General features: G+C 72.0%; 20 protein-coding genes. 10 read left to right on the plus strand and 10 right to left on the minus strand.

The window, feature by feature from the left end:
• The first annotated feature begins 188 nt into the window (after positions 1 to 188).
• The gene (locus tag GVN67_RS08070) at positions 189 to 1355 is read left to right on the plus strand and encodes an FAD-dependent monooxygenase (protein ID WP_159994613.1); all 1167 of its coding nucleotides are present in this window, start codon (positions 189 to 191) and stop codon (positions 1353 to 1355) included.
• Between the two features lie 15 nt (positions 1356 to 1370).
• Here the strand turns inward: GVN67_RS08070 and GVN67_RS08075 are convergent, their stop codons facing one another.
• Positions 1371 to 2948 (minus strand): ABC transporter substrate-binding protein, encoded by a 1578-nt coding sequence (locus GVN67_RS08075; protein ID WP_159994615.1) that lies wholly within the window; start codon positions 2946 to 2948, stop codon positions 1371 to 1373.
• Between the two features lie 26 nt (positions 2949 to 2974).
• Complete coding sequence (locus GVN67_RS08080) at positions 2975 to 4123, minus strand: amidohydrolase (RefSeq protein ID WP_159994617.1); 1149 nt, start codon at positions 4121 to 4123, stop codon at positions 2975 to 2977.
• Between the two features lie 95 nt (positions 4124 to 4218).
• Between GVN67_RS08080 and GVN67_RS08085 the strand changes: the two genes are divergently transcribed.
• The gene (locus tag GVN67_RS08085; protein WP_159994619.1) at positions 4219 to 4941 is read left to right on the plus strand and encodes a GntR family transcriptional regulator; all 723 of its coding nucleotides are present in this window, start codon (positions 4219 to 4221) and stop codon (positions 4939 to 4941) included.
• On the opposite strand, the gene GVN67_RS08090 is transcribed toward GVN67_RS08085, so the two are convergent.
• Together GVN67_RS08090 and GVN67_RS29965 are read right to left on the minus strand one after the other, a co-directional pair.
• Positions 4935 to 5393: a pyridoxamine 5'-phosphate oxidase family protein gene (locus GVN67_RS08090; RefSeq protein ID WP_255430377.1), complete on the minus strand. Its 459-nt coding sequence runs from the start codon at positions 5391 to 5393 to the stop codon at positions 4935 to 4937. The two genes, GVN67_RS08085 and GVN67_RS08090, sit on opposite strands and share 7 nt — an antisense overlap.
• Positions 5394 to 5399: 6 nt before the next feature.
• Positions 5400 to 5570 (minus strand): hypothetical protein, encoded by a 171-nt coding sequence (locus GVN67_RS29965; protein ID WP_235035158.1) that lies wholly within the window; start codon positions 5568 to 5570, stop codon positions 5400 to 5402.
• A 95-nt stretch (positions 5571 to 5665) separates the two neighbouring features.
• Here GVN67_RS29965 and GVN67_RS08095 point away from each other — a divergent pair, with 95 nt between their 5' ends.
• The gene (locus GVN67_RS08095) at positions 5666 to 6451 is read left to right on the plus strand and encodes a helix-turn-helix transcriptional regulator (RefSeq protein WP_159994621.1); all 786 of its coding nucleotides are present in this window, start codon (positions 5666 to 5668) and stop codon (positions 6449 to 6451) included.
• On the opposite strand, the gene GVN67_RS08100 is transcribed toward GVN67_RS08095, so the two are convergent.
• Both GVN67_RS08100 and GVN67_RS08105 read right to left on the minus strand, forming a co-directional pair.
• Positions 6448 to 6798, minus strand: coding sequence for a cupin domain-containing protein (locus tag GVN67_RS08100; protein ID WP_235035159.1), 351 nt, complete (start codon positions 6796 to 6798; stop codon positions 6448 to 6450). The genes GVN67_RS08095 and GVN67_RS08100 overlap by 4 nt on opposite strands.
• Positions 6795 to 7427 (minus strand): aspartate/glutamate racemase family protein, encoded by a 633-nt coding sequence (locus tag GVN67_RS08105; protein WP_159994623.1) that lies wholly within the window; start codon positions 7425 to 7427, stop codon positions 6795 to 6797. The genes GVN67_RS08100 and GVN67_RS08105 overlap by 4 nt, the downstream gene beginning before the upstream one ends.
• Before the next feature lie 71 nt (positions 7428 to 7498).
• Here GVN67_RS08105 and GVN67_RS08110 point away from each other — a divergent pair, with 71 nt between their 5' ends.
• From GVN67_RS08110 to GVN67_RS08130, 5 genes are all read left to right on the plus strand, one after another.
• Positions 7499 to 8365: a MurR/RpiR family transcriptional regulator gene (locus GVN67_RS08110; protein ID WP_159994625.1), complete on the plus strand. Its 867-nt coding sequence runs from the start codon at positions 7499 to 7501 to the stop codon at positions 8363 to 8365.
• Positions 8362 to 9705 (plus strand): aspartate aminotransferase family protein, encoded by a 1344-nt coding sequence (locus GVN67_RS08115; protein WP_159994627.1) that lies wholly within the window; start codon positions 8362 to 8364, stop codon positions 9703 to 9705. Before GVN67_RS08110 ends, GVN67_RS08115 begins: the two co-directional genes overlap by 4 nt.
• A 30-nt stretch (positions 9706 to 9735) precedes the next feature.
• A complete protein-coding gene (locus GVN67_RS08120) occupies positions 9736 to 10743 on the plus strand; it encodes an amino acid ABC transporter substrate-binding protein (RefSeq protein WP_159994629.1) in 1008 nt (335 codons plus the stop codon).
• A gap of 66 nt (positions 10744 to 10809) precedes the next feature.
• Positions 10810 to 12390: an ABC transporter substrate-binding protein gene (locus GVN67_RS08125; protein WP_159994631.1), complete on the plus strand. Its 1581-nt coding sequence runs from the start codon at positions 10810 to 10812 to the stop codon at positions 12388 to 12390.
• Positions 12391 to 12405: 15 nt separating this feature from the next.
• Positions 12406 to 13878: a M81 family metallopeptidase gene (locus tag GVN67_RS08130; RefSeq protein ID WP_159994633.1), complete on the plus strand. Its 1473-nt coding sequence runs from the start codon at positions 12406 to 12408 to the stop codon at positions 13876 to 13878.
• A gap of 99 nt (positions 13879 to 13977) precedes the next feature.
• Here GVN67_RS08130 and GVN67_RS08135 read toward each other — a convergent pair whose 3' ends face one another.
• The 4 genes from GVN67_RS08135 to GVN67_RS08150 all read right to left on the minus strand — a co-directional run bounded on the left by GVN67_RS08135 (position 13978) and on the right by GVN67_RS08150 (position 16704).
• The gene (locus GVN67_RS08135) at positions 13978 to 14520 is read right to left on the minus strand and encodes a cytochrome b (protein WP_159994635.1); all 543 of its coding nucleotides are present in this window, start codon (positions 14518 to 14520) and stop codon (positions 13978 to 13980) included.
• Entirely contained in the window at positions 14510 to 15112 is a 603-nt protein-coding gene (locus tag GVN67_RS08140; protein WP_159994637.1) for a YceI family protein, read from the minus strand. Before GVN67_RS08140 ends, GVN67_RS08135 begins: the two co-directional genes overlap by 11 nt.
• A 102-nt stretch (positions 15113 to 15214) precedes the next feature.
• The gene (gene pip, locus GVN67_RS08145) at positions 15215 to 16147 is read right to left on the minus strand and encodes a prolyl aminopeptidase (protein ID WP_200845168.1); all 933 of its coding nucleotides are present in this window, start codon (positions 16145 to 16147) and stop codon (positions 15215 to 15217) included.
• A 38-nt stretch (positions 16148 to 16185) separates the two neighbouring features.
• Positions 16186 to 16704: a 4-hydroxythreonine-4-phosphate dehydrogenase gene (locus tag GVN67_RS08150; protein ID WP_159994641.1), complete on the minus strand. Its 519-nt coding sequence runs from the start codon at positions 16702 to 16704 to the stop codon at positions 16186 to 16188.
• A gap of 221 nt (positions 16705 to 16925) precedes the next feature.
• Here GVN67_RS08150 and GVN67_RS08155 point away from each other — a divergent pair, with 221 nt between their 5' ends.
• Together GVN67_RS08155 and GVN67_RS08160 are read left to right on the plus strand one after the other, a co-directional pair.
• A complete protein-coding gene (locus GVN67_RS08155) occupies positions 16926 to 17975 on the plus strand; it encodes a biotin/lipoate A/B protein ligase family protein (RefSeq protein WP_159994692.1) in 1050 nt (349 codons plus the stop codon).
• Positions 17976 to 18155: 180 nt separating this feature from the next.
• Positions 18156 to 20306: an HWE histidine kinase domain-containing protein gene (locus GVN67_RS08160; protein ID WP_159994643.1), complete on the plus strand. Its 2151-nt coding sequence runs from the start codon at positions 18156 to 18158 to the stop codon at positions 20304 to 20306.
• The last annotated feature ends 25 nt before the right edge of the window (positions 20307 to 20331 follow it).

Consider the following 20331-nt stretch of genomic DNA (forward strand, 5'->3'; position numbering starts at 1 on the left):
GGCTGAGCGCGGGGCTTGGCCTGCACCACGCCGAATTCGTCCGCTACCGCGACCCGACCGGCCAGGGCCAGGATGGCGGCGGGCTTCCTTGGCCAGCATCTGGGCTATGCGCCCTGCTTCGGCCTGGCCGCGCTGCTGGCCGTGGGCGGCGCGGCTTTCCTCAGGACGACCTCGCGAGACCCTGGCTGATGTCCTCCCCCCATGTGCTGATCGCGGGGGCCGGCATCGCTGGCCTGGCCGCGGCGCTGACCCTCGGCCGGCTCGGCTGGCGCGCCACCATCGTCGAACGCGCCCCCGACCTGCGCGCCGATGGCTATATGATCGGCCTGTCCGGCCCCGGCCATGCGGCGGCGACTCGCCTCGGCCTGCTGCCCGCGCTGCAGCCGCATCTGCGCGACGTCGGCGAGAACGTCTATCGCGACCGGAACGGGAAGGAGCTGCTGCGGCTGCGCTACCGCGAGCTGCTGCAAGGCTTCCCCTGGATCACCCTGCCGCGCACCGAGCTGGTCGCCGTGCTGCGCCAGGCCGCCGCGCGATTCACAAAAATCCGCTTCGGCGTGACGGTGACCGGCTTCACCCAGGATGCCGGGGGCGTCACCGCGACCCTGTCCGACGGCAGCACCGAGCGCGCCGATCTGCTGATCGGCGCCGATGGCGCGCGCTCGGCGATGGGGCGGCTGTTGTTCGGCGATCCGGCGCCGGCCGAGCGCCCGCTCGGCTACCGCGCCGCCGCCTTCCGCGTCCCCGACCAGCTCAACCTCGGCGAGGATTTTCTGTCCTATGCCGAGCCGGGGCGGCTGGCGGAAACCTATGTGCTGGCGGATGGCGAGCTGGCGACGCTCTATGTCTGGCGCACGCAGGAAACCGATTTCGTGCCGCTGGAACAGCGCCGCGACCTGTTGAGGAAAAACTTCGCCGGCACGCATCCCGCGGCGCTGGGCTGGATCGAGGAATTGCCGCCCGCCGCGCCGCTCTATCTCGACGCGCTGACCATGCTGGACCGCCCCGCCTGGTCGACCGGCCGCGTGGCGCTGCTGGGCGATGCGGCGCATTGCCTGACGCTGGTCTCGGGGCAGGGGGCGGGGATGGCCATGGCCTCGGCCTGCCTGCTGGCGGAGGAGATCGGCCGCGGCGGCGACATCCCCGCGGCGCTGGCCCGGCACGAGGCCCGGCTGCGTCCGCCGATCCGCCGGCTGCAGGCGCATAGCCAGCGCATGTCGAAATGGTTCGTGCCGGCCTCGCCCTTCGCCTTCGCGATGCGCAACGCCCTCGTCCGCCGCATGCCGCGCTGGCTGCTGGCGCGGCAATTCATCGCGGCGATCCGCCGCGAGCAGGCGCTGGTCGGGGGGCTGTGACGCCCCCCGGCAACGTCACGCCGGGCGGATATCCATCGCCAGCGTCATCTCGTCGGCGCGCGGCGTGTGCTGCAGCGCCTGGCGCATGCCCCAGGTGCATTTCTGGATATGCAGCGGGATCCAGGCGGCCTCGCGCACCGCGATCCGCGTCGCCTCCTGGAACTTCTTTTCCCGCGCGGCATCGTCGGCGGTGGTGAGCGCGTCGCCCAGCACCCGGTCGTAATCGGCGTTGGAAAAGCCGGTGTTGTTCACCGTGCCCCAGCCGCGCTGCATGTCGCGCGTGCCGAACAGCCCGCGCAGGCCGGCCGAGGGCTCGCCCGCCGAATTGGCCCAGCCGCCCATCGAGATGCTGGTGTCCTGCCGCGCCCCGCGCTGCGCCACCACGGCGAAGGGCATGGTCTCCACATTGGTCTTCACGCCGATGCGCGACCACATCTGGCCGATGCTCTGGGCGATTTGGGCGTCGTTGATATAGCGGTCGTTCGAGGCCAGCAGCGTCACCGTGAAGCCGTCGCCCACCCCGGCCTCGGCCAGCAGCTTCTTCGCGGCATCGACGTCGAAGGTCGGCACGGCGATGTCGGGGACGTAGCCATAGGTGCCCTCCGGCATCACCTGGCCGGTCGGCGTCGCGGCGCCGGACATGATGCGCTCGGTGATGCCGGCGCGGTTGATGGCGATGGACAGCGCGCGGCGGACGCGGATGTCGGTCATCGGGTTGCGGATCGGCTCGCCATTCGGGCCCGAGATATAGGGCGATTCAGCGCGGAAATCGGTGCGCAGATAGACCGAGCGCAGGCTGGTGATCTCCGACAGCCGCAGCCGCGTCTCGCCCCGCAGCCGGGCGCGGTCGGAGGTCGGCACATTGTCGATGAAGCCGACATCGCCCGCCTGGAGGGCTGCGACACGCGCGCCGTTGTTCGGGATGATGCGGTAGTTCACCCGCGCCCAGGCCGGCTTGGCGCCCCAATAGGCGTCGTTGCGCGCCAGCTCCACCCGGTCGCCGGAGCGGAAGGCGACCAGGCGGAAGGGCCCGGTGCCGATGGCGTTGCGGCCATTGTTGAAGTCGCCGGTCGACGGCGCCTCGCCCAGCCCGTGCCAGATGATCGAGACCTGCGACAGGTCGCCCGGCAGCAGCGGATAGATCCCCGCCGTGTGGAAGCGGATGGTGTGCGGGTCCACCACCTCCACCCGGGTGATCGCCTTGGTGTAGACGGCGAAGGAGCCCGGGCTGTTCACCACCTTCGGCACGCGGTCCAGCGTGTAGGCCACGTCGCGCGCGGAGAATTCCTCGCCGTTGTGGAAGCGCACGCCGCGGCGCAGGGAAAACTCCCAGCTGGTGTCGTCGAGACGTTTCCAGGATTCCGCCAGCCCCGGCACCATCCGCCCCTGCGCGTCGCGCTGGATCAGCGTGTCGAACAGATGCGCCGACAGCGCGATGTTCGGCGTCAGCGTGTAGAAATGCGGGTCGACCGAGCTGGGCGGCGCGCCGACCGCCAGGTCCAGCACGGCCTCCTGCGCCTGGGCGGCACGCAGGCCGGCAAGCGTGGGGGCCAGGGCGGCGCCGAGCAGCAGGCGACGGGGCAGGGCGGTCATGCGAAGCTCCTTCTCGAGACGGGCGGTCAGCCCAGCAGGTCGCGGGCGAGGCGGATGAAGACCCGCGCGCCGGTGTCGGTCAGCGCGTCGGGATAGTCGAATTCCGGATTGTGCAGCGCCGGCCCGCCAATCCCCGATCCCAGCAGCACCATGGCGGCGGGCGCGCGCTGGCCGAAGCGGCCGAAATCCTCCGACGCCCGCATCGGGAACAGCGCGGTGTCATGCGGCACGCCCTCGGCGTCGAGGGCGCGCTTCCAATGGGCGGTGGCCTCGGGCGCGTTGTCGCAATGGTCGAAGACGTCGCGATAGTCGATGGCCAGGCCGAGGCCGGCATCCTCGGCGGCCTCGCGCGCCAGGGCCTCGGCGGCGGCGCGAAGGGCTGCCATGCGGTTGTCGGTCAGCGTGCGCAGCGTGCACCAGAGCTCGGCCTGGCCCGGCGCCACGCCGAAGCAGGCTTCGCCCAATGTCGCGTGGGTGACGGTGACGAGGGAGAATTCGGCATCGAGCGGCCCGCCGCGGCCCAGCGCCGTCAGCCCCGGCATCAGCCTGGCCAGCGCCTGCATCGGCGAGGTCCCGGTCTCGGGCGCCGAGGCATGGGCGGTGCGGCCCGACAGCACGATGCGCAGGCCCGCCGAGGCGCAATTGGCCGGCCCCTCGGCGATGGCCGCCGCGCCCAGCGCGATGCCCGGCATGTTGTGGCAGGCGAAGGCCAGGTCCGGGGCGATGGCGGAAAAGCGCGGATCGGCGATGACGGCGGCGGCGCCGCTGCCATCCTCCTCGGCCGGCTGGTACAGGATCACGGCGCGGCCGCGGGCGGGCGCCTGGCGGCCGAGCGCGCGGGCCAGCCCGGCCAGGATCGCCATATGCCCGTCATGGCCGCAGGAATGGGCGCGGCCGGCGATCTCGGAGGCATGGGGCACACCGGAGGCTTCCAGGATCGGCAGCCCGTCCAGCTCGGCGCGGAACAGCACGGTGGGGCCGGGGGCGGCGCCGGGGAAGATGCCGGCGACGCCATGGCCGCCGAGGCCGGTGATCACCTCGGCCGCGCCGGCCTCCCGCAGGAAGCCAGCGGCCATCGCCGCCGTCTCGACCTCGGCCCCCGACAGCTCGGGGCGGCGGTGCAGACGCTGGCGCCAGGCGGCGATGTCCAGAAGGTCCTGGCGGGTCAGGGTCACGAGAGGCGCTCCACGGGTCGGGCCGCAGCGAGCCATGCGGTCACCGAACTGTCAACAGTTGACCGGGGGCGGCCAAAAAGGCTAGCGAGGCGCGCATGGACGCTGTCGCCGCCGCCCCGCTGATGACCACCAGCCTGGTTGCGACGAACCTGGCGGGCGCCGCCCGGCTTGGGCTGATGCAGCTGATCCATCGCGGCAGCCTGCGCCCCGGCGACCGTCTCAACGAGGTGGCGCTGGCGGAAAATTTCGGCATCAGCCGCGGCCCTTTGCGCGAGGCGGCCCGCGCCCTGGAGGGGGAGGGCGTGCTGGTCAGCCGGCCGCGCCTCGGCTTCTATGTCGTCAGCTTCAGCCCCGAGGAGATCCGTGGCGTCTATGCCGCCAAGACCTGGCTGGAGCAGGCGCTGATCGACGACCTGCAGGCGCATTGCCCGGTCGAGCGCCGGCGCGGTTTCCTGGCGCAGCTGCTGGCCACCGCCCATCCCGACCGCATCGCCTTCACCGAGGCGCTGCTGCGCTTCCGGCTGGAGCTCTGCGCCAGCCTGCAGAACCGCTTCCTGGCCGAGATGATGGCCGCCTTGTACCGGAAATTCGCGATCATCGGCGCGGTGGTGCCGGTGCCCGACAGCGGCGACCGCCAGGCCTGGATCCTCGGCGTGCAGCAGCGCTTCTGGACGGCGATGATCGACAGCGACACTGGGGCGGCGCGCGCGATCCTGGCCGAGGACACGGCGCATTGGCTGGCGGACCTGCCCGCCCGCTTCGCCGAGCCCGCCCCCGCCAACCGCGCCCGGCGCCGCCCGGCCGTGGCGGCTCAATAGAGATGATGCTTCATCGCATGGTCATAGCGCTCGTCGATCGTCGCCGCCGCCGCGGCGGGCAGGCCGTTCAGCCCGGCCGAGACCTGGCCCATGCTGGGCACCTGGTCGCGGGCGATGATCGACTGCGGCTCCCACAGCCGGGCGCGGTTCACCGCCTTGCCGCAATGGAACAGCACCTCGTCGATGGCGACCAGGGTCGCGGCCTTCGGGCTGTGGCCGTCTTCCTCCAGCTGCGCCAGCAGCCCGGGCGCGGTGCAGAGCCGGCCGCGGCCGTTGATGCGCAGGAAGACCTCGAGGCCCGGGAAGATGAACAGCATCCCCAGCCGCGTGTCCTCGGCCAGGTTGCGCAGCGATTCGATGCGGTTGTTGCCGCTCCAATCGGCGAAGGCGAGGGTCTTGCTGTCCAGCATGCGGACGAAGCCCGGCGGCCCGCCGCGCGGCGAGGCGTCCAGCCCGCCCTACCGCCCCGTCGCCAGCACGAAGAAGGTGGCAAGCTTCAGGTACTCGGCATGGAAAGGCGTGAGCTCTGGCTTGACGTTCTTCAGGATGCGCGGATCGGGCGGCGCGTAGAGCGTGCCGAGATCGGCGGGCGCGGCGTCCAAGACGTCCCGGGTCAGGCTGGCATCCATGGCGGCATCGCTCCCTGCGGCTCGGTGCTTGACGATGGCATGGCGGCGGCCCGCCGCGCTTGGCGGTTGCCGCCAGAAGATAGCCGGATGGCGCCATGCTGAAGGAGAAGCTGCGGCGCGCCATCGAGGGCCAGGCGCTGCTGGCCGCCGCCGCCGGCGGCCATGGCCCGGCCCGCGTCACGCCCACGCATCATCACGCCAAGGGGCAATTGCTGGGCTGCGGCCGCGGGCTGATCACCGTCGGCACCGGCGCCGGCAGTTGGTGCGTGCCGGCGGCGCATGCCGTCTGGCTGCCGCCGCACCACCCGCATTCGGTGCAGTCGCATGGCGACTACCAGGGCTGGAGCCTCTATGTCGCCGAACCCGCCTGCGCGGAACTGCCGGCGATGCCGCGCATCATCCGCGTCTCGCCGCTGCTGCAGGCCGCAGCGCTGCGCGCCGCCGAATGGGAGGCCGCGCCACCCGAGGGCGCGCGGGCGCATCTGGCCGCCGTCATCCTGGACGAGATCGCCCATGCGCCCGCGGCCCCCTTCGGCCTGCCGATGCCGCAGGATGCCCGACTGCTGCGCATTGCTCAGGCGCTCGCCGCCGACCCCGCCGCGCGGCAGCGGATGGAGGATTGGGCGGCCTGGGCCGGCATCGCGCCGCGCAGCCTGAGCCGCCGCTTCGTGCAGGAGACCGGCTTCAGCTTCACCGAATGGGGGCAGCGGCTGCGGCTGATGCGCGCGCTGGAACTGCTGGCCGAGGGGGCCTCGGTGACCAGCGTGGCGCTCGACCTCGGCTACAGCAATGTCAGCTTCTTCATCGCGCTGTTCCGCCGCAGCTTCGGCCGCACGCCGCATGCCTATGGCCAGCTGCCGCCGGAGGACGAGCCCGGCTAGCTGCTCCGCGGCATGTGCACCGCCAGCCAGAGAGTCTCCTGGTCGGGATCGGTCCAGGCGACGCGGTGCCGGCAGCCGGCGGGAAGGATGGCGTAGTCGCCCTGTTGCAGCCGGTGTTCGCTGCCGTCCGGAAAGCCGAGGATCGCGGCGCCGGCGACCAGGAAGACAAATTCGTCCCAGTCCTGCGCGTACCAGAAATCCGGCGGGCTGGCGGCGCCGCGCGACAGGATTCTCTCGACCCGCGCGCCGCCGGGGGCGGTGAGCAGGTCCAGAAATTCCTCGCCGCCCGGCGACGGACGCGCGCCCGCCTCGGCAAGGCGGCCGAAGCGGGGCGCGGGGTCGGTCACGCGCGCAGCAATCCGCGCAGCTTGCGCACGGCGCTGTCCGGCGTGGTCAGCACCCGCTTGCCGGTCGCTGCCGCCACCAGCGGCGCCGCCGAGGCCAGGCTGAACTGCGCCAAGGCGATGGCGTCGCATTCAGCCAGCGCCTTCGAGGCCTCGGCCGCCAGCCGGTCATGCGCCGCGCCATCGCCGCGGTTCAGCGCGTCCAGCGCGCCGTCGGCGACCTGGGTCCGCAGCGTGATGCTGGCGGGAAACTCGCGCGGCATGGAATCCAGCGCGGGGGCGAAGCTGGCCAGCAGCCCGATGCGCGTGCCGGCCGAGGCCGCTTCCTCGATCATCGCCTCGTTCGGCTTCAGCACGGGGATCTGCGAGAATTCGCGCTGCACCGCCTCGATGCAGGGGCCGAAGGCCGAGCAGGTGAAGAGGATGCCATCCGCCCCGGTGCCCAGCGCATAGCGCGCCAGCGTCAGGAAACGCTCGGTCATCGCCGGGGTCAGCGACCCCTCGCGCGCCAGGTCGGCCGACAGGCTGTCATCCAGCAGGTTCATCAGCCGCGCTTCCGGCCAGAGCCGGGCGAAGGCGGCCTCGATGGGCGGCGGCGAATGGCGCAGCGCGTGGATCAGGGCAATCCGCATTCTCGGGGCATCCCTCTGTCGTCGATGCGACAAGTGTTGCATGAGCGGGCAAAGCCTGCAACGTTCGTCCCATGCCGCGCGCCCCCGCCGCCGAAACCCCGATCGACGCCCTGCGCCGCGCCCTGCCCGGGTTGCCGCCGCGGCTGCAGGCGGCCGGGCGGTTCCTGGCGCAGCATGACTTCGACGCCGTCACCCGCTCGATGCGCGACCTGGCCGCGGCGGCCGGCACCCATCCGGCGACCTTCACGCGGCTGGCCCAGGCGCTGGGCTATGCTGGCTGGGAAGCGCTGCGCGACGCGCTGATCGAGCTGAAGCGCGGCGGCAGCGAGACGCCGTTCTCCGGCCGCGTCCGCCCGGCCCCGAGCGGGTTGGCCGCCGGCATGCTGGCGGCCGACGCCGCCGGCCTCGGCCATGTCGAGCCGCGCGCCATCGCTGAAGCGGCGCGCGCCTTGCAGGCGGCGCCGCGCATCTGGGTCGCCGGCTTCCGCTCCTGCCGCGGCGTCGCGCAATTGCTGCACTACCAGTTGCGGCTGTTCCGCCCCGACGGCGTGCGGCTGGTCGGCGGCGCGGCGCCGGAGGACCTCGACATCGGCGCGCTGCTGCCGCGCGACGCCGTGGTGCTGGTCAGCTTCGCGCCCTATTCGCGCTCGATCGTGCTGACCGCGCGCATGGCGCAGGCCACCGGCTGCACGGTGATCGCCATCGCCGACACGCCGCAGGCGCCGATCGCCGAGGGCGCCGCGCATCTGCTGCGCTTCGACGCCGCCACCGGCCCCGGCTTCTTCCCCAGCCTGACCGGCGCCATGGCCATCGCCCAGGCGCTGGCGGCCGAGACCTTTTCCCTGGGCGGCGAGGCGGCGCTGGTCCGCCTGCGCGAGACCGAGGCGCGGCTGGCCGCCCTGGCCGAATACGTCCCCGACAAGGAACTTCCCGCATGAGTGCCGTCGCCAATCGCAGCCGGGTGCTGCATCGTTCCTCGCGCGTGACGCCGCCGCTGGCGGTGGGCGGGCATGGCGTCTGGCTGGTCGAGCAGGGCGGGCGCGAGGTGCTCGACGCCTCGGGCGGCGCCGCCGTCTCCTGCCTGGGCCACCAGCATCCGCGCATCATCGAGGCGATCAAGCGCCAGGCCGACACGCTGTGCTACGCGCATACCGGCTTCTTCTCCAATGCCCCCGCCGAGGCGCTGGCGGAGGAGCTGGTCGGCCACGAGCCCGGCGGCCTGTCCCTGGCGTATTTCGTCTCCGGTGGCTCGGAAGCGGTCGAGGCCTCGCTGAAGCTGGCGCGCCAATACTTTTTGGAAGTCGGCCAGCCGAACCGGACGAAATTCATTGCCCGCCGGCAGAGCTATCACGGCAACACGCTGGGCGCGCTGGCCGCCGGCGGCAATGCGGCGCGGCGCGCGCCCTATGCGCCGCTGCTGACCGATGCCTTCAGCCATGTCTCTCCGGCCTTCGCCTATCGCGAGCAGCGCGCCGACGAGGACGAGGCGGGCTTCACCGCGCGTCTCGCTGCAGAGCTGGAAGCGGAATTCCAGCGGCTCGGCCCTGACACCGTCGCGGCCTTCGTGGCCGAGACCGTCGTCGGCGCCACGGCCGGCTGCGTGCCTGCGCCCGACGGCTATTTCCGCGCGGTGCGAGAAATCTGCGACCGGCATGGCGCGCTGCTGATCCTCGACGAGGTGATGTCCGGCATGGGCCGCAGCGGCACCCGCCATGCCTGGGAGCAGGAAGGCATTTCTCCCGATTTGCAGGCCATCGCCAAGGGTCTTGGCGGCGGCTATCAGGCGATCGGCGCGGTGCTGGTCTCGGGCCGCGTCGCCGATGCGGTGGAGCAGGGCTCGGGCGCCTTCCAGCACGGCCACACCTACCTGGCGCATCCGATCGCCGCCGCCGCCGCGCTCGAGGTGCAGAACGTCATCCGCGAGGATCGTCTTCTCGACAACGTCAAGGCGATGGGCGCGCTGCTGCAGCAGCGGCTGGAAGAACGCTTCGGCGACCATCCGCATATCGGCGATATCCGCGGCCGCGGGCTGTTCCGCGCCATCGAGCTGGTGGCCGACCGCGCCAGCCGCGCGCCCTTCGATCCGGCGCGCGGCCTGCACCAGCGCATCAAGAAAGAAAGCTTCGCGCGCGGCCTGGCCTGCTATCCTGGCGGCGGCACGGCGGATGGCCGCGCGGGCGACCATGTCCTGCTGGCGCCGCCCTATATCGTCAGCGCGGCCGAGATCGCGCTGATCGTCGAGCGGCTCGGCGACGCCGTCGACGCTGCCCTCGCCTGAACCCCCTCTGACCTCCTCGGGACGACGTCCATGAAAAAGCTTTTCCTCGCCGCCGGGCTGCTGCTCGCCGGCGCCACCGCGGCCTCGGCCGCGACCCTCGACACGGTGAAGCAGCGCGGCCAGCTGGTCTGCGGCGTCAGCACCGGCTTCGCCGGCTTCTCGACGCCGGACAGCCAGGGCCAGTATCGCGGCATCGACGCCGATTACTGTCGCGCCATCGCCGCCGCCGTGCTGGGCGACGCCAACAAGCTGCGTTTCGTCGGCCTCACCGCGCAGAACCGCTTCACCGCGCTGCAATCGGGCGAGGTGGATGTGCTGATGCGCAATTCCACCCAGACCTTCCTGCGCGCCACCAGCATCGGCCTGCGCGCGGGTCCAGTGAACTTCTATGACGGCCAGGGCTTCGCGGTGAAGCGCGATGCCGGCGTCACCAAGGTCGCCGACCTGAACGGCGCCTCGGTCTGCGTGGCCCAGGGCACGACGCATGAGGTGACGCTGGGCGACTTCGCCCGCGCCAACAAGATCACCTTCCAGCCGGTGGTCTTCGAGCGGCCGGACACCATGTACCAGGCCTTCTTCTCCGGCCGCTGCGACGCCATGACGCAGGACGCCTCGGCGCTCGCCGGCGCCATCTCGGTCGCGCCGAACCCTGCCGCCTACATGGTTCTCGCCGAGACCATCTCGAAGGAGCCGCTCGGCCCCTTCACCCGCAACGGTGACGACCAGTGGTCGAACATCGTCGCCTGGGTGCATTACGGCCTGATCGAAGCCGAGGAGGTGGGCGTCACCGCCGCCACCGCCGATGCCGAGGCCAAGGGCAACAACCCCGTGGCGCAGCGCCTGCTGGGCAGCGCCGGCGAATTCGGTGGCCGCCTGGGCCTGCCCAACGACTGGATGCTGCAGGCGGTGAAGGCCGTCGGCAATTACGGCGAGCTCTTCGAGCGCAATGTCGGCGCCACCAGCGCGCTGAAGCTGCAGCGCGGGCTGAACGGGCTGTGGAACCGCGGCGGGCTGATGTACGCCGTCCCCTATCGCTGAAAGCTGACTGACCGCCGGCAGCCGCGCGCTGCCGGCCACGTCCTTGCTGGCCCCCAGGAGTGTCTGATGCAGCGTCGCCACCTTCTTCTCACCGCCTCCCTGCTGCCGCTGGCGCGGCCGGCGCTCGCCCAGGATCGTCGCAGTTCCACGCTGCGCTTCGTGCCGCAGGCCAACCTGGCGGTGCTGGACCCGATCCTGACCACGGCGGGGGTGACGCTGAACCACGGCTATGCCGTCTTCGACACGCTCTATGGCGTCGACGAGAAATTCCGCCCGACGCCGCAGATGGCCGAGGGCCACACGGTGTCCGACGACGGCCTGCGCTGGACCATCCGCCTGCGCGAGGGGCTGTTCTTCCACGATGGCGCGCCGGTGCGCGCGGTGGATGCCGCCGCCAGCCTGGCGCGCTGGGCGAAGCGCGACACCTTCGGCCAGACGCTAGGCGCCGCCGTCGAGGCCTGGGAATCGCCCAACGACCGCGACATCGTCATCCGCCTGAAAAGGAAATTCCCGCGGCTGCTGGACGCGCTGTCCTTCGTCGGCCCCATCCCCGCCTTCATCATGCCGGAGCGGCTGGCGAAGACCGATCCCTACAAGGCGATCCCGGAGATGATCGGCTCCGGCCCCTATCGCTTCGTGCCGGAGGAATTCGTCTCCGGCGCCCATGTCACCTACACGCGCTTCGACCGCTACCGCCCGCGCACCGAGGCCGCGGTGCTGAATGGCGGCGGCAAGCAGGCGCATTTCGAGCGGCTGGAATGGAAGATCATTCCCGACTCCTCGACGGCGGCCAATGCGCTGCAGACCGGCGAGGTCGATTGGTGGGAATATGCCGATGCCGACCTCGCACCCTTGCTGGAGCGTGACCGCCGCGTGCGCGTGCAGTCCTACGACCCGCTCGGCTTCATGGGCTTTCTTCGGTTCAACTCGCTGGTGCCGCCCTTCAACAACGCGGCGCTGAAGCGCGTCATCCTGTCGGCGGTGATCCAGGGCGACTACATGGCGCTGATCACCGGCGGCGATGCCCGCGCCTGGAGCAATGCCTATAGCATGTTCCCGCCCGGCCTGCCCTTCGTGCGCGATGCCGGCAGCGGCGCGATGAGCGGCGTCAAGGACATGGCCCGCCTCCGCCAGGCGGTGAAGGATGCCGGCTACAAGGGCGAGAAGATCGTCATCCTCAGCCCGAGCGACCTGCCCTCCATCGCGCCCTTCGGCGAGGTGACGGCGGAGCTGCTGCGGCGCCTCGGCATGAATGTCGACCTGCAGGTGATGGATTGGGGCTCGGTGGTGCAGCGCCGCACCTCGCGCGAGCCGGTGGAGAAGGGCGGCTGGAACATCTTCCACACCACCTGGAAGAGCAGCTCCATCGCCAATCCGGCGCTGAACACCAATATCCGCGGCCAGGGCGCCACCGGCTGGTTCGGCTGGTTCGACAACGCGCCGATCGAGGCGCTGACCCGCGAATGGCTCGACGCCGCCAGCGAGGCCGAGCAGCAGCGCCTGTTCGACGCCCTCCAGCGCGAGGCCTTCGAGCAGGTGCCGGTGGTGCCGCTCGGCCAGTTCCAGCAGAAGACCGCCTTGCGCGCCGACCTGACCGGCGTGCTGCCGGGCCCGGCCGCCTTCCCCTGGAACATCCGCCGCGGCTGAAGGTTTTTTTCCATCATGCGCATCGCCATCGGCGGCATCATGCAGGAATCGGTCAGCTTTCTGTCGCTGCTGACCACGCTGGAGGAATTTCTGGCGATCGAGGCGGCGGGGGCGGAGCTCATCACCCGCTTCCGCGGCACCAACACGCTCTGCGGCGGCTTCATCGAGGTGCTCGAGGGGGCCGGCGTGGAAATCCTGCCGATCGTCTATGCCGATGGCGGCGCAGCCGGCCCGGCCTCCGACGAAGCCTTCCTGCATTATGCCGACCGCATCGTCGCCGCGCTGCAGCAGGCGGGGCCGGTGGATGGCGTGCTGCTGGCGCTGCATGGCGCCATGACCACGCCGACCCGGCTCGACCCCGACCGCGAGATCGTCGAGCGGGTGCGCGCCGTGGTCGGGCGCGACGTGCCGGTGGTCGTCGGCCTCGACTACCACGCCAATATCGACCGCCACGTGGTCGAGCTGGCTGATGCCATCTTCGGCTATCACTATTCGCCGCATACCGATATCGGCGCGACCGGGGCGCGGGCGGCGCGCTGCCTGCTGCGGATGCTGCGCGACGGGCTGCGCCCGGTCATGGCCTTCGACAAGCCCGGCATCATGGTGCCCAGCATCTTCAGCGCCACCGGCCTGGCGCCGCTGTCCGAGATCGTCGCGGAATCCGTCGCCATGGCCGAGGATTCTCCCGGCTATCTCGACGTTTCTGTCTTTGCCGGCTTTTCCTACGCCGACGTGCCGAATGGCGGCTTTTCGGTGCTGGCGGTGTCCGACGATGCCGCCCGGGCCGAACGCGCCGTCGCGAGCCTGATGCAGCGGCTGCGGGAAAGTCGGAAAAAACTGCTGCATGACGGGCTGGTGCTCGGCATGGAGGAAGGCGTCGACCGCGCCATCGCGCTGGCGAAGACGGCAACCCGGCCGATCGTGCTGCTGGAGCATGCCGATCGCTGCAACGACAGCACCTATCTGCTGCGCGCCCTGCTGGAGCGCGGCGTCACCCAGGCCGCCGTCCCCTATATCTGGGACGCCCGCGCCGCCGCCGAGGCCGCCGCCGCCGGGGTCGGCGCCATGGTGACGCTGGAGGTCGGCGGCCATTCCTCGCCGCGCGCCGGCGGGCCGGTGCGCATCACCGGCCGCGTGCTCTTCGCCGGCGAGAAGGAATACCACACCACCGGCCCCTATATGCAGGGGCGGCTGGTGAAGCTCGGCGTCGCCGCGGTGCTCGATGTCGGCGGGCTGATGGTCAGCCTGGTCAGCCGGCCGACGCTGACCGTGGACGAGGATCTGTTCATCCAGTTCGGCCTGCGCACGCTGGACTACCGGATCATCGTGCTGCGCTCGAAGACGCATTTCCGCGCGGTCTACGAAACCCTGGCCGAGGCCATCATCATCGTCGACACCCCCGACTGGGGCCCGGCCGACCTGACCACGCTGCCCTATCGCCAGATCGACCGCGCCGCCATCTTCCCCTTCAACGCGCGGGCTTCCTAGAGCGTGATGGCTTGAGGTGGAATCACCGAAAAGCCTGAATCACGCGATCAAACAAATAGCTAGACCGAGTTGGCTTCGTCCTTCCGAAGGCAACTCGGTCTAGCCGCCGCGCCACATCCGCCGCAGCGTCGGCCGGCCCTGCCAGTGATGGCGGATCGCCATCCCGGCATGGCCGGCGACCAGCAGCGCCAGTAGCCAGCCCGCCCATTCATGCAGTCCGCGCAGCCAGGCGAAGCGGGCCGCATCCGGGTCCAGCAGATGCGGCACCGGGATGACGCCCAGGAAGAAGGTCGGGATGGCGATCGGCGCCGAGGCCGCGGTCAGGTAGCCCAGCGCCGGCATGGCCAGCAGCAGCGCGAACAGCGCCGCATGCATCGCGCGGGCCGCGCGGCGCTGCCAGGGCGGCAGGTCGTCCTCCGACGCTGGCCGTCCGCGCCGCGCATGCAGGGCGAGCTGCGTCACCGCCAGCAGCAGCACCAGCAGCCCGATCGACTTGTGCGCCTGGTAGAGCAGGAACTTCAGCAGCAGCCGGTCATAGCCCAGCCCCACCATCACCGGGGCGATGGCCAGCGCCGCCAGCACCAGCAGGGCGATGGCGCCATGCAGCCGGCGCTGGCCGCGGCTCCAGCCGTCAGGGGGCATGCGGCACTTCCAGATGCATCAGGATCGACAGCTGCACCGTGTCCGACAGCAGCGGCCGGTCCGCCACCATGCCGAAGGCCGAGCGCATCACCGCGCCGGTCAGCACCAGGTCGGCCACCTCGATGCCGCGGGCGGCGTCGACATGGCGGTCGCGCAGCTCGGCGTCGAATTGCAGCGGCTGGCGGGTGCCACGCAGCTCGACCACGCCGTCCAGCCGGTATCGCGTCGGCGACAGCGCGGTGATCGCCGTGCTGGAGAACCGCCCGACCGGGTGGCGCGGCGCGTCCAGATAGGCGGCCGAGCGCAGCAGCTCGATCTGGTCCGGCGCCGGCAGGCTGACCGAGGCGGTCTGGAACTCGACGCTGACGCTGCTGCGCTCGGGCTGCGCCAGGTCGAGGTCGAGCCGCCCCATGAAGCGGTCGAAGCTGCCCTTGACGTCGAACATGCCGAGCACGCCGACCGAGAAATTCACCCGCCCATGCCGCTGGTCGAAATCATAGACCGACCCGGCCCGCGCCCGCCCCGGCAGCAGCGGCAGCAGCGGCAGCAGCAGGGAGGCCAGCGCCAGGCGGCGCGTCGCATCGCGGATCATGGGGGTCGCCCTCGCCGGCCGGCGCGGGAAGCGGCGGCTCTGCTGGCAGGTGGGCGGCGGCCCGCGCCAGGGAAGGGCGCGCGCGGCCGGATGGCCGAGAATTCACCCGGCCAGGGCGGCGATGGCGGCCGCGATGGCCTCGGCCATGCCGGGGTCGCGGGAATCATGGCCGGCGGGCTCGACCACGGTCAGCCGGCTGCCGGGCCAGGCGCGATGGATCTGCCAGGCGGTGACCAGCGGGCTGCCCAGGTCCAGCCGGCCATGCACCAGCTGCCCCGGGATGCCGGCCAGCGTCGCCATGCCGTCCAGCAGCTGGTCTTCCTGCAGCCAGGCGGCGTGGCGCCAGTAATGCGTCACCAGCCGGGCGAAGCGCAGGCGGAAATCGGCATCGTCGAAGCGGCTCTGCGCCGCGCTGCCGGGGCCGATATCGAGGATGGCGGCCTCCCAGTCGCACCAGTCGCGCGCCGCCTGGTGGTGGATCGCCGGGTCGGGATGCAGCAGCAGGCGGTTGTAGGCGGTGGCCAGGCAGCCGCCCCGTTCGGCCTCCGGCACGCCGGCGGCAAAACGCGCCCATTCGCGCGGGAAGAGGCGGCCGACGCCGCGGGTGATCCAGTCGATCTCGCGCCGGGTGGTGGTGGCCACCGCATGCAGCACCAGCCCTGTCACGCGGCCAGGGTGCTGCTGCGCATAGGCCAGCGCCAGGGTCGCGCCCCAGGAGCCGCCGAGCAGCAGCCAGTCCTCGACGCCGAGATGCCGCCGCAGCGCCTCGATATCGCCGATCAGATGCGGCGTGGTGTTGGCCGACAGATCATCGGGCCCGGTGCTGCGCCCGGCGCCGCGCTGGTCGAACAGGATGACGTTGAACCGCGCCGGGTCGAACCAGCGCCGCGCCCGCTCCGACCGCCCGGAGCCCGGCCCGCCATGCAGCACCAGCGCGGGGCGTCCCGCCGGATTGCCGCAGGCCTCCCAATACAGAAAAAAACCGTCGCCGAGGGGGAGATGGCCGGCGGCATGGGGTTCGATCGGCGGGAACATGCCGCGCAGCATAGCCCACCGCGGGGCGGGCGAAAAACTCAGGCGGCGGCGATGGCGCGCAGCTGCTCGGGCAGGGCAGGGCCCTCGGCCGGGAAGCGCCCCTCCAGCGCCGCGGTGCCGATGGTGAAGCCGGCGGCCCCCGCCTGCCGCAGCGTCGCGATCTGCCCTGGGCTGTCGATCGACCCCGCCACGATCACCGGCTTCTCCACCGCCGCGCAGGCCGCCGAGATCAGCGCCGGCACGTCGCCGGCCGCCCGCCAGGCGAGAAGGTCGAGCCCCGCCACCTCCGTGCCGCCCAGCAGCACGTCGACGCCGAGCGCCCGGCCGGCCTCGACCGAGCGGCGCTCGCTGTCGGGGTCGCGCGAGACCACCTCCAGGTAGCTGGTGGCGCCGCCGGCGCGGATCTGCGCGGCGAGCGCGTGCAGCGCCTCGACCGGCAGGCCGATATCCTTGAAGCCGATATGCCGCACCCCGCAGGCCAGCGCCGTCGCGCAATGCGCCGCGGCATCGGCGACCGTGCGGTCCTGGCGGGTCAGCATGAAGATGAAGTCGGGCATCGCGTGAGCATAGCCAACCGGTCGCGCCGCGGCAGCGATATGATCTGACGGGTACCGGTGATAGAGGATCACCGATGGATCGTGGCGATATCCCCTGCCTCGACGACCTGCGCGCCGCTGGCGCTGCTCGGCGCATGGCTGGCTGACGTGGCGCGGCCCTTTTCTTTCGACCCGCCCTGACGCAGGTTGCCGGCCACCGCAATCGAGGGAGGACCACCGTGATGCATGGCGAATACAAGGTGCCCGGCGGCAAGCTGGTGGTGGTCGACCTGGAGGAGCGCGACGGCCGCCTGGCCGCGGTCCAGGTCGCCGGCGATTTCTTCCTGGAGCCCGAGGAGGCCCTCGCGGACATCTGCGCGTCGCTCGAAGGCCTTTCTTCGGATGCCGATGCCGCCGCCATCGCCGCGGCCGTCCGCGCAGGCCTGCGCCCCGACGCCGCCATGATCGGCTTCAGCCCGGAGGCGGTGGCCATCGCCGTGCGCCGCGCGCTGGGGCGCAGCATGACCTGGCGCGACTTCGAATGGCAGATCATCCAGGCGCCGCCGCAGACCCCGGCGATGCACCTGGCGCTGGACGAGGTGCTGGCGCAGGCGGTGGCCGCCGGCCGCCGCGCGCCGACCCTGCGCTTCTGGGAATGGGAGCGGCCGGCCATCATCATCGGCAACTTCCAGTCGCTGCGCAACGAGGTGGACCTGGAGGCCGCGACGGCGCTGGGCGTCGAGACGGTGCGCCGCGTCACCGGCGGCGGCGCCATGTATGTCGAGCCCGGCAGCGCGGTGACCTATTCGCTCTACGCGCCCGGCGAGCTGGTGCGCGACATGAACTTCGCCGACAGCTACGCCTTCCTCGACGACTGGGTGCTGAAGGCGCTGATCTCGCTGGGCATCGACGCCTTCTACAAGCCGCTGAACGACATCAGCAGCAGCAAGGGCAAGATCGGCGGCGCGGCGCAGAAGCGGTTCTCGCGCGGCACCGTGCTGCACCACGTGACCATGGCCTATGACATGGACGCCGAGAAGATGGTGCAGGTGCTGCGCATCGGCCGCGAGAAGCTGAGCGACAAGGGCACCACCAGCGCCCAGAAGCGCGTCGACCCGCTGAAGAGCCAGACCGGCCTGCCGCGCGAGGAGATCATCCAGCGCATGCGCGACACCTTCTTCCAGATGCATGGCGGCGTCGCCGGCGCCATCACCACAGAGGAATACGCCGCCGCCGAGGAGCTCGCCGCGAAGAAGTTCTCGACCGAGGCCTGGCTGCGCCACATCCCCTGATGGCCTGTCGGCGCGGCGCTGCCGGGCAGCCGTCCGGCGCCGCGTGCGGCGGGTGATTGGCCGCCCCGGCCAGCCGCATGCTGCACTGCATCATCACGATCCCGCGTCCAGCCTCGCCTTCCCTCTCTCAAGCCTTCGCTTGCGTTGCGCGGAAGTAAAAAAACCGTCAATAGCAAGACCATGCCTCGCTCCCTCGAGACGCCGTCTGAACCGCCGGCCAGCACCCCGCCGCGCCCCCGCTGGCGGCTGCTGGCGACGCTGGCCGCCGCCGCGGCGCCGGGGGCGGCGGCCGGCTTCCTGCTCGGGCTGCAGGCGCGCGGCGTGGCCGCCGCCCCGGCGCTCGCCGGCGCCGCCGGGCCCTTCCTCTATGCCGGCTTCACCGGGCTGATGACCATGGCCGCCGGCGGGCTGGCCGCGGTGCTGCTCGATGTCCGCGCCATGCCGCGCGCGGCCCCGCCGCCGGTGGAAGCCCCGCCCGAGGAGGCGCCGCCGCCGCTGCCCGCCGCCGCGCCGCCGGCCCGGGTCGAGGCGGCGCGCGGGTTGATCGACGCCGTCACCGCCGCCCAGTCCCAGGTCGACCGGCTGCGCGGCGAGGCCGCCCTGGTCGAGGGGCTGGATGACGGCGTCTTCGCCCTCGATGCCGAGGCCGTGCTGCGCTTCGCCAACCCGGCGGCGCTCGCCGTCTGGGCCCGCCCGGCCGAGGCGGTCTCCGGCCAGCCGCTTTTCGTGCTGTTTCCTTCGCTGCGGGATTCGCCGCTGTCGGAGGCGCTGAAGGAAGTCGTCGCGCAGCAGCAGCCGCGGCGGCTGGAGGCGGTGCTGGCGCCCTTCGGCGGCGACGTGCTGCTGGGCCTGGCGCCGGCCCCCGGCGGCGTCACCGTGCGCTTCCGCGACCTGGCCCGGCTGCGCGCCGCCGAGGCCGCGCTGAAGGCGGCGGAGGCCAAGCTGCAGATGGCGCTGGAAGGCGCCGGCATGGCCAGCTGGGACCTCGACATCGCCAGCGGCGAGATGCGCTGGACGCCGCGGCTGTTCGACCTGCTCGGCCTGCCGCGCTCGGCCGGGCTGCTGGGCCATGTCGAGGACTGGCTGGCGCTGGTGCATCCGAAGGATGCCGCCGCCGTCAAGGAAGGCTGGTTCGGCGCGCATCGCAACGCCGCCCGCTTCCGCAGCCTGCACCGCGTGCTGCGCCGCGACGGCGAGCAGCGCTGGCTCGAGGCCTATGGCTCGATCACCGGCGATGCGGCGCGCGGCCGCTTCATGGGGGTGGTGCATGACGTCACCGCCCGGCAGCAGGCGGAGGAGCGGCTGCACCAGCTGTCGCGCGAGATCGACCACCGCGCCAAGAACGTGCTGTTCACCATCCAGGCGATCATCCGGCTGACGCCGAAGCAGGACCCGGAGCGCTTCGCCACCGCCGTCGACGGCCGCATCGCCGCCCTGGCACGCGCCCACCAGCTGCTGGCGCGGGAGGGGTGGAGCGCCGTCTCGCTGCGCGACCTGGCGCTGGGCGAGCTTTCTGTCTGTGGTCCCGATGCCGCCATCGATCTTGCCGGGCCTTCGGTGCTGGTGGCGCCGGTGGCCGTGCAGCCGCTGGCCGTCGTGCTGCACGAGCTGGCGGTCAATGCCGTCGCGCATGGCGCGCTGTCGCGGCCGGGCGGGTCGGTGACGCTGCGCTGGGCGCCGCAGCCGGAGGGCGCGCTGCTGCTGACCTGGCAGGAGCGCGGCGGGCCGGTGCTGGCCGGGGCGCCGGCGCGCAAGGGGCTGGGCCGCCGGGTGATCGATTCCACGGTCGCCGACCAGCTGGAGGGCCAGATCGGCCACAACTGGGAGCCGGCCGGCCTGACCAGCCGCATCACCCTGCCGGCCGCCCGCTTCGAGCTGCCCTGGCAGGCGGCCGAGCCCGCGCCCGCCCCGGCGCCGCGCCCGGCGACGCCGCCGGCGCTGGCCCGCGCCGTGCTGCAGGGCGCGCGCATCCTGGTGGTGGAGGACGAGCCGATGATCGGCGCCGCGCTGACCGCCATGCTGGTGCAGTTCGGCTGCAGCGTCGCCGGCCCGGTGACCGGGCTGGAGACGGCGCTGAAGCGGGTGCTGGAGGCGACCGAGCCCTTCGACCTGGCGCTGGTCGACGTCAACCTGAACGGCCGCGAATCCTTCCCCGTGGCCGAGCTGCTGGCCGGGCGCGGCGTGCCGGTGATCTACCTGACCGGCTATGCCGAGCTGCCGGAGGAGCGGCTGGCGCTGGCCGCGGGCATGCTGCGCAAGCCCGTCGACCCGCGCGAGCTGCAGACCGCCATCGGCCGCGTTCTGGCCTTGCAGGGGCGGGGCCGCGCCTGACACTGTTCTTTCCGCTCGGGGAAGG

Source organism: Roseomonas sp. 18066 (genome assembly GCF_902706185.1).
GTDB lineage: Bacteria > Pseudomonadota > Alphaproteobacteria > Acetobacterales > Acetobacteraceae > Pseudoroseomonas.

What these genes read in the sequence shown, in the direction of transcription:
- GVN67_RS08070 (WP_159994613.1), top strand. Translation starts at nt 189, where the DNA reads ATGTCCTCCCCCCATGTGCTGATCGCGGGGGCCGGCATCGCTGGCCTG.
- GVN67_RS08075 (WP_159994615.1), bottom strand. Translation starts at nt 2,948, where the DNA reads ATGACCGCCCTGCCCCGTCGCCTGCTGCTCGGCGCCGCCCTGGCCCCC.
- GVN67_RS08085 (WP_159994619.1), top strand. Translation starts at nt 4,219, where the DNA reads ATGGACGCTGTCGCCGCCGCCCCGCTGATGACCACCAGCCTGGTTGCG.
- GVN67_RS29965 (WP_235035158.1), bottom strand. Translation starts at nt 5,570, where the DNA reads ATGGATGCCAGCCTGACCCGGGACGTCTTGGACGCCGCGCCCGCCGAT.
- GVN67_RS08095 (WP_159994621.1), top strand. Translation starts at nt 5,666, where the DNA reads ATGCTGAAGGAGAAGCTGCGGCGCGCCATCGAGGGCCAGGCGCTGCTG.
- GVN67_RS08105 (WP_159994623.1), bottom strand. Translation starts at nt 7,427, where the DNA reads ATGCGGATTGCCCTGATCCACGCGCTGCGCCATTCGCCGCCGCCCATC.
- GVN67_RS08110 (WP_159994625.1), top strand. Translation starts at nt 7,499, where the DNA reads ATGCCGCGCGCCCCCGCCGCCGAAACCCCGATCGACGCCCTGCGCCGC.
- GVN67_RS08115 (WP_159994627.1), top strand. Translation starts at nt 8,362, where the DNA reads ATGAGTGCCGTCGCCAATCGCAGCCGGGTGCTGCATCGTTCCTCGCGC.
- GVN67_RS08120 (WP_159994629.1), top strand. Translation starts at nt 9,736, where the DNA reads ATGAAAAAGCTTTTCCTCGCCGCCGGGCTGCTGCTCGCCGGCGCCACC.
- GVN67_RS08125 (WP_159994631.1), top strand. Translation starts at nt 10,810, where the DNA reads ATGCAGCGTCGCCACCTTCTTCTCACCGCCTCCCTGCTGCCGCTGGCG.
- GVN67_RS08130 (WP_159994633.1), top strand. Translation starts at nt 12,406, where the DNA reads ATGCGCATCGCCATCGGCGGCATCATGCAGGAATCGGTCAGCTTTCTG.
- GVN67_RS08135 (WP_159994635.1), bottom strand. Translation starts at nt 14,520, where the DNA reads ATGCCCCCTGACGGCTGGAGCCGCGGCCAGCGCCGGCTGCATGGCGCC.
- GVN67_RS08140 (WP_159994637.1), bottom strand. Translation starts at nt 15,112, where the DNA reads ATGATCCGCGATGCGACGCGCCGCCTGGCGCTGGCCTCCCTGCTGCTG.
- pip (WP_200845168.1), bottom strand. Translation starts at nt 16,147, where the DNA reads ATGTTCCCGCCGATCGAACCCCATGCCGCCGGCCATCTCCCCCTCGGC.
- GVN67_RS08150 (WP_159994641.1), bottom strand. Translation starts at nt 16,704, where the DNA reads ATGCCCGACTTCATCTTCATGCTGACCCGCCAGGACCGCACGGTCGCC.
- GVN67_RS08155 (WP_159994692.1), top strand. Translation starts at nt 16,926, where the DNA reads ATGCATGGCGAATACAAGGTGCCCGGCGGCAAGCTGGTGGTGGTCGAC.
- GVN67_RS08160 (WP_159994643.1), top strand. Translation starts at nt 18,156, where the DNA reads ATGCCTCGCTCCCTCGAGACGCCGTCTGAACCGCCGGCCAGCACCCCG.